At 28.5% G+C, this 5,834-nt stretch carries 4 protein-coding genes and 2 pseudogenes; 4 read left to right on the forward strand and 2 right to left on the reverse strand.

The window, feature by feature from the left end; translation table 11 throughout:
* Positions 1–339, forward strand: a pseudogene (locus AA089_RS25265) (SAM-dependent DNA methyltransferase); the annotation flags it as partial.
* 69 nt (positions 340–408) lie between these two features.
* Here AA089_RS25265 and AA089_RS22375 read toward each other — a convergent pair.
* Together AA089_RS22375 and AA089_RS22380 are read right to left on the reverse strand one after the other, a co-directional pair.
* Positions 409–1,818, reverse strand: a complete 1,410-nt coding sequence (locus AA089_RS22375) for a hypothetical protein (protein ID WP_046759254.1) — start codon at positions 1,816–1,818, stop codon at positions 409–411.
* A 15-nt stretch (positions 1,819–1,833) separates the two neighbouring features.
* Entirely contained in the window at positions 1,834–2,370 is a 537-nt protein-coding gene (locus AA089_RS22380; RefSeq protein WP_046759255.1) for a hypothetical protein, read from the reverse strand.
* A 535-nt stretch (positions 2,371–2,905) separates the two neighbouring features.
* Here AA089_RS22380 and AA089_RS25855 point away from each other — a divergent pair.
* The 3 genes and pseudogenes from AA089_RS25855 to AA089_RS22400 all read left to right on the forward strand — a co-directional run.
* Positions 2,906–3,184: pseudogene (locus tag AA089_RS25855) on the forward strand (tyrosine-type recombinase/integrase); the annotation flags it as partial.
* A gap of 152 nt (positions 3,185–3,336) precedes the next feature.
* Positions 3,337–4,446, forward strand: coding sequence for a hypothetical protein (locus AA089_RS25635; RefSeq protein ID WP_241480028.1), 1,110 nt, complete (start codon positions 3,337–3,339; stop codon positions 4,444–4,446).
* 215 nt (positions 4,447–4,661) lie between these two features.
* A complete protein-coding gene (locus AA089_RS22400; RefSeq protein WP_156169261.1) occupies positions 4,662–5,405 on the forward strand; it encodes a hypothetical protein in 744 nt (247 codons plus the stop codon).
* Positions 5,406–5,834: the final 429 nt, after the last annotated feature.

Raw genomic sequence — 5,834 nt, forward strand, 5'->3', positions numbered from 1 at the left:
AATACACATATCGAATTTGATGAACAAGGTAAAATAAAACACAAAAGATCATTCTTAAACTGGCTTTACAAACATTATCATGTACGTGATATTATCAACCTAGATACTGCAATTGTCACAAAAGATAAAGACAAGATGCAGAAAAAAATGTTGATTCTAGTTAATGGACGAAAAACAAAACCATCATACAATACGCCAACAAAAGAAACTCAACCACACTTAGCCGATATGGTCGGATCTTTGTATGAGCTTTGGGAGCGATTTAAAAGAAATCGAATCCTATGTATAGATTTTATCATTAAACAGCTTCAGATTGCAGTAAAACAATCTAATAATTAAATCATTATATTGATTTTAAATTTTTTTATGATCAAAAATTTGACAGTCCACAATATTGTTAATAAATATTTAAAGTACTAACTTTCTATCAAAAATTTTTTCTATTTGCGACCCCAATTTTTTACTAATATCATTGCTTGAGTCAAATGCTTCTGCATAAAAGCTACTAAGTTTTTCAATATTGTTTACAAAAACGTTGTATTTATTATTTGGAGAAACTAAAGCAATCGCCTTTTTTGTAATTTCCGTCATAATAACAGGAATACCAACACCAGAGGCAATTTGAAGAAGTAAATCATTATGGTCTTTAATGAAAGAATTAAAAGCTACAGCGCTAGAAAGACCAATTATCTCAGGTATCTTATTAAGAATTATATTGCTTTTAAATTTTGGAGTACTTAAATTTAGATATTTTGTTTCGTAATTTGAAAAAATTTCATTCTGAAACTCTTCAAACTCTTTATTATCTTCAAACTTATGAAGGTATCTATTATCATCTGTATTGTTAGCCAATAGTTTAACAAAATGATCATCGTATAGACGAAATGCGTTTTCTAAAAGAGATTCAATATTATTACTTTTAGGATGTAGAATTGCAGCAAATCCAATTGGGAATGTACTGTATTTTCCTGAAAATAAGTTCTGAATAACATTTATATTTTTATGATTATATTTTGTTTCTATCCTCTTAAAAATGTATTTCCACAATAAGAATGTTTGTTGGGATTGAAGACTTTCTAAACTGGGATCTATCTGATAAGCTGCTTCGTATCTATCTTGACTTGATAATTTATTTATATAATTGGTGCGAAATCTATTAATTAAAGCACCTACGAGGTAGCTTTTTTGTTCGTCACTTCGACATAGCTTAAAATAATCTGAGACAATATCTACTAATGCTTTACCCTCAATTTTAGCCAAGATAATACCTGCAACACATTTAGAGCCAGTATAACTTTTCCCTGTATGAAATACTTCTTCAATAATTTTTTCTGATATCTCTTTTCTAGCTTTTAAATCTCTAGCAGAATTGAGAATATCTTTTTCAAATTTTTCAAAATTCTTAACTGCACGATCGGTTTTATTTACTATTAAACTTTCTAAATCTATTTCTTTTATAAGTTCTGAGGATTGCTCAGCTGCACCGCGACACATATCTTCTAAATTCTTTTTATCAGTAGCCTCAATTGGTTTTATTTTATTTATTCCAAGATGACTAATACTTGTAATATTCTGTTGAACTAATTCTTTTGTATTATTAGGAATTGTTCCATCAAAATAAATTTTATTACTCATTAGGTTAGATTCAATAAAATTAAGCACACTTATTAACTCATCAAATTTTAATGGGCTACTTTTTAAAGATTCTCCTTTGACATCACGACCATTAATAGTATAAATTGAACTGTTTATTGTTCTAGCATTCATAGAAACTGGTCCAGTATACTTTATTTTTATTTCGGTAGGTTTTTGATTCATATTTTTTCTTTTAGATTAATCCCATATATTCTGTTTCTTAAATTGTTCAACATACTTTGAAAAACATATTCTATCTTCCATCCAATTTTTTAATATTTCTTCATCTCCACTTGATTTGCTTAATCCAATAGCTCTTCTAGTACTTCTATGAGCCATTTCAACTATCTTTTGATCTACTTCCTTTACTTCAAAATGAATTTTTGCTGAAATAAAATAGAATTTCATGGCTTTCTCTAAAGTACCTATTCTTCTAAATTGGTTTCCTGCAAAATGATATAAATAACCAGCTTTTTTATAATCTCTATTTTTCTCATAACACTCCGCAGATAATACGTAATACCAACCTGCAATTGTACCAGACGCTATCGAACTTTTAGACCAATAAAAATCTCCTAATAGATTGTATTTTTGTGCTTGATGATTAAAATTATCCTGCGATAATTTTTCTATAATTTTATGTTCTTTATTATAGATATATTTCTTTATTAGTTGAGGGTTTTTTGATTTAAAATAACGGATAAATATTTTAAAAAATTCGTTTATTCTGTACATGGTTTTAGATATTGAAGTCAATTTGTAATAATATTAAATTATAAAAGTACATTTTGTTTTCTAATTCTGTAATGAATAATAAAAGTGAAGCTATAAATTTTATTTATTCACATTATAAAATTAATCAAAAAAATAATCCTTTCATTACGGTTAACCGTAATGAAAGGATTATCTAAAATTGAGCTCTTATTAATATTTCCTGATATAGGTATAGTTTTTAACTCCTAATTAAGATTCCCTTTCAATATTAAGCGTACCAATATGAACTTTAAATTTTTTGATAATTTTAAAAGCTAGAAAGTTGTTTAACATCACTACTTACTTTATCATTAAACAGCTTCAAATTGCAGTGAAAGAAAATTAAGCGTAAAATTTACTGATTGCGGGCATTACACAATTTTTTTGTGGATCTAATGAGTTCTACACACACGTTCACAAAATATTTTGAAACTAAAGGTAAAAAGATCGGTATGTTACTTTGGCGGAAAGAACTAAGAAACTTATCAAGATATATTGAAAAAATGCTCCCGAACAGTATCTTATTCAAGGGCAAAAAGGAGGTCAATATACCGTATCAAGTATTCGAAAATTTTTAAATAAATATACCGTCGATGCTGGGATTACGAAAAAAGTCACTCCACATACACTCAGACATAGTTTTGCAACTCATTTATTAGAAAAAGGCATCAGCTTGCGATACATACAATACATATTAGGTCATCAAAATTCAAAAACAACCGAAATCTATACACATATTACGCAAACAGGTATTGAAAATATTAAAAACCCTTTGGATGATTTTGACTTTGAGTAAGAAAATTGTAATTTTAGAAATAACCAAATTCTTAAAAAAAATAGGTTTGGTTATATTAGAAATAACAGGAATTCCTGTTATTCTTATGTTGTAGGTAATTTAAGCCAACCATTAATCTGAATGACACCATCCGAGAAATACGTAGCGGAATTATGCGAAAAATCTTTTTTGCCTTTTTGGAGTTTTCCGAACCCTATCGGAACAAAGAACTCTGTGATGTATTTGTAGTTTGTGAAAACACAATTATTATAATATCAGTCAAGGATATAACTGTTTCTGGAAATAGTGACGAATCTATCAATTATGAACGTTGGGTAAAAAAAGCTATTCATAATTCAGTAGACCAAATCTACGGAGCAGAAAGGTTTTTAAAATCTGCTGATGAAATTCTACTAAAAGATAGAAAAACGAAAATCAGACTTCCACCAAAAGAATCAAGAATAATTCACAGAATAGCAATAGCTTTTGGCAGTAAAGATGAATACCCATTGCCAACTGGAAATTTTGGATATGGTTATGTAAATGTATTTGACGAAAAATCCACGTCAATCATCTTAAGTGAATTAGATACAATTACGGATTTTACAAAATATCTAATCGCAAAGGAGAAATTTGTAAAAGACAAAACAGTTCTTATGCCAAGAGAAATTGATTTTTTAGCGTTTTATCTGCAAACTGGACTTGAATTAGAAAATGCACCAGACGTTATTGGATGCGAAGAGAACTTATGGGAAATTTATACAGAAACAGAGGGTTATGCAAAATGGAAAGATGATATTTTAGGCAGTTATATTTGGGACTTTATGATTTGGGATTTATACAATGTTCATATAATAAACAAAGCTTCAAATCAGCCGAGATATGAAATCGAAGAATCAATTAGACTAATTAACCTCGAATCGAGAATAAACAGAATTGTATTAGGAGAAATGCTCGAAGATGCACTCAAATCAGATATAAGAGCCAGAATATTACGACCATTAGAAAACTCAAATCATTCATATGTTTTTATGCCATTCAATATTGACAAGTTGGAATTAATGAAAGGCGAGTTAATTTTGCGTTGTGATGTTGCAAGATTTGAGAACCCAACAGCTGAAAAAGTAATTGGAATAGCTTTAGGAAACGATAAAAAAGGAAATATGGTTTTTGAGATTTGCTACGTTCATATTCCAGAAATAGACGATGATTTCATTAAGCACGTAGATACTATAAAGAAAGAATTAGGATATTTTACAAAAATAAGAATGTCAGATGAATAAAAAACTACCTACAAGCGGTGTATAAAACATAGCTAATAAGTGTTAAACCGAAAGGTTTGTATACATTTAGAAAGTCCGCCAAATTTTTAATTTGGCTTTTAAAAAGAGAAAAATTAAAAACAAAATATAAAAATCTGGCTCTGTGTTAATCCGAAAAGTTAGTGTCTTTTTTCACACTACGTTTCATACACAAACCGTTAGGTGCAATTAAAAAAATGAAAGAACCAACAAATTTAGACGCCCTTAAGCTTAATACTCACTCTATTTATCACAGTGATGACAATAGAATTTTTTGTGCTTTAAATCTTCTTTTGTTTGCTGAGACACAATTTCAAAGTTCTTTCTTAATTCAAAATCTTGATACGTTAAAATTGATTTCAGAAAATTGTTCACAAGGAAAGCCTCTAAAAAAAGAAATCGTTTCTGATTTTGTGGATAATGGGTTAATTGATGCAATAAAAATTTCAATTTGCTTTGAAAACTATTCTAAAGCAATTCTATTAGCAAAAGGTTATTTAATACATAATATTGATAGAAATAAGTTTAAAGACGAAGCTAAACAACAAAAAAAATCTCCTGTATTAATCGAAGATTTCCCTTGTGAATTTTATGATGACACTACTATTCAATCTGACAATCCTAAACTTCGTAAAAAAATAAATGGATTAAAAGATACAACTGAACAATATTCAATCATACTAAAAAACAAAAGTTATTTAGATATAATTATGCTTGAGGAACATCTAGCAAAAACTCTAATTGATTTAAATAAAGCACGAAATGCATTACACTTACAGTTTTCTCTATCTTTCAAAATGAGTTCAACTACATATGACGAATTTAAAGCACTAAAAGGATTTGTTGATGTAAAAATAAAAGAACGAAAAAAATATTTGACTGACTATTTATTTGGAGAGGGAAACACGAAAAAGCCGATATTTGAAATAAAAAGCACCTAACACGGTATAAAAAACATAGGGCGGTTTAGGTTTTCTGAAAGGTCTGTGTTTATTTGCTAAGTCGCCAAATATAAAATTTGGCGTTTACGAAAAATAATAAAAGTAAAATATTTATATTTGGCTTAGTACCAATCTGAAACGTATTGCTTATCACTTGCCCTACGTTTCTTATACGAGACGTTATATATAATTCAAAAAAGAATCGGAGACATCCGTTAGAAAAAGGGGTTATTGGAACGGTTTTATATAATTTTTAAAATCGACAGATTTTCATTTAAGTTTTTGTCAGTTACACTGTGAAAGAGAGTTCTTTCAAACATTGTAAATAACAAAAAAAGACACGCCTTATACAAATATAAATCGCATTTTTTTTGCTATTTCAAACGGTTTTTGATGCTCATTTCGGCTCTTTTTTAAATACCTTTTTTT

The sequence above is a fragment of the Kordia jejudonensis genome, assembly GCF_001005315.1.
Taxonomy (GTDB): Bacteria; Bacteroidota; Bacteroidia; order Flavobacteriales; family Flavobacteriaceae; genus Kordia; species Kordia jejudonensis.

What these genes read in the sequence shown, in the direction of transcription:
- AA089_RS22375 (WP_046759254.1), bottom strand. Translation starts at nt 1,818, where the DNA reads ATGAATCAAAAACCTACCGAAATAAAAATAAAGTATACTGGACCAGTT.
- AA089_RS22380 (WP_046759255.1), bottom strand. Translation starts at nt 2,370, where the DNA reads ATGTACAGAATAAACGAATTTTTTAAAATATTTATCCGTTATTTTAAA.
- AA089_RS25635 (WP_241480028.1), top strand. Translation starts at nt 3,337, where the DNA reads ATGCGAAAAATCTTTTTTGCCTTTTTGGAGTTTTCCGAACCCTATCGG.
- AA089_RS22400 (WP_156169261.1), top strand. Translation starts at nt 4,662, where the DNA reads ATGAAAGAACCAACAAATTTAGACGCCCTTAAGCTTAATACTCACTCT.